Raw genomic sequence first — 1,151 nt, 5'->3', positions numbered from 1 at the left:
GCTATCAGAGTGGTTGGGTTTTGAGTTGTTTCGTAATCCATGTGATCGCTTTTTTGGCTTAGCTAAGCCGGTTAAGCCTAAGTACAAAAATATTGAGAGTATCGCCGGCTTTTACCGAATTGCCGTGACCAAATTTGTTCAAATGGGGACGAGAACAACTCGTGATCAATTGGCGGCTATTGAGGCCGCTGGTAAAGCGAGCGGTATTGACTTGGCTGGTACCAAGTTAGCATTGAATATTTCAACGAAAGAATTCACTACAGCCTGTAGTGAGCTGAAGAAAGCTTACCCTCTGCTGACGCCTCGATTGATAAAAGGTCTATTAGCGGCAGCTGAAGTGGATGGCAAGGTCTGTGAGATTGAGCAAAAACTTGTGTCGATTCTCGCTGCGATTTGGGATTTACCGCTTCCAACTTTGGAGATGTCCGAGGCTGCTTAAATCGAAGCAGGTACTTTTTACTGCTTCTCTGGTGAAAGCCTAAGTCTAGTTCTCATGATGTGCACGGCTGTCTGATGGTGCATCATCTCGCTCAACCATTGAGTAGTCACGAGATACCTTGGCCACGCGTAAACGATATTCTTTAAACACGCCTCCACGGCCTTTGGCTTGCGCAAAACGGTGGGCCTCTAGGTTTCGCCATTCCTTAATCGCCGCTTCATCTCGCCAGAAAGAGAGTGACAGTATCTTGTTCTCATCTACCAGACTGCCAAAACGTTCAATTGAAATAAAACCCTCAATAGTTTCAAGCATTGGTCTAAGTGATGCGGCAATGTCTAAATACTCTTGTTTCTTACCTTCGGTTGGGACAACCTCAAATATAACGGCGATCATTGTAATTTAACTTCTTGCCTATAGATTATGAAAAGACAATCTTAGCGCAGTGATGCATTCAAGGAAGGGGATATGGCGCAACTTGCACAAATAAATATCGCATATGGATTCGAGGGAGTAGATCATCCTTCAATGGTCGATTTCAAAGAAGCGATTGATCATATCAACATGCTTGCAGAAAGAAGTGAAGGCTTTGTTTGGCGCTTTCAAACGGAAGAGGGTGATGCAACCGCGGTACGTTTATTTGATGACCCAAGAGTGATTATTAATATCTCGGTTTGGGAATCACTCGATGCTTTGAAGAACTACGTGTATCAAG

At 44.1% G+C, this 1,151-nt stretch carries 3 protein-coding genes; 2 read left to right on the top strand and 1 reads right to left on the bottom strand.

Annotation, left to right across the window (positions count from 1 at the left end; genetic code table 11):
- Positions 1-439 (top strand): hypothetical protein (locus tag A3738_RS06980; protein ID WP_197473664.1); only part of this gene is annotated, 439 nt, incomplete at its 5' end.
- Positions 440-484: 45 nt separating this feature from the next.
- Here the strand turns inward: A3738_RS06980 and A3738_RS06975 are convergent.
- The gene (locus A3738_RS06975) at positions 485-832 is read right to left on the bottom strand and encodes an antibiotic biosynthesis monooxygenase (protein WP_068500046.1); all 348 of its coding nucleotides are present in this window, start codon (positions 830-832) and stop codon (positions 485-487) included.
- 72 nt (positions 833-904) lie between these two features.
- Between A3738_RS06975 and A3738_RS06970 the strand changes: the two genes are divergently transcribed.
- Positions 905-1,151 (top strand): DUF3291 domain-containing protein (locus A3738_RS06970; RefSeq protein ID WP_156504034.1); only part of this gene is annotated, 247 nt, incomplete at its 3' end.

Source organism: Oleiphilus sp. HI0066, assembly GCF_001635725.1.
Note: the sequence above shows the minus strand (reverse complement) of the source record. Positions and strands in the feature narration are given on the sequence as shown.

Coding starts and splice junctions, on each gene's coding strand:
- A3738_RS06975 (WP_068500046.1), bottom strand. CDS start 832: ATGATCGCCGTTATATTTGAGGTTGTCCCAACCGAAGGTAAGAAACAA.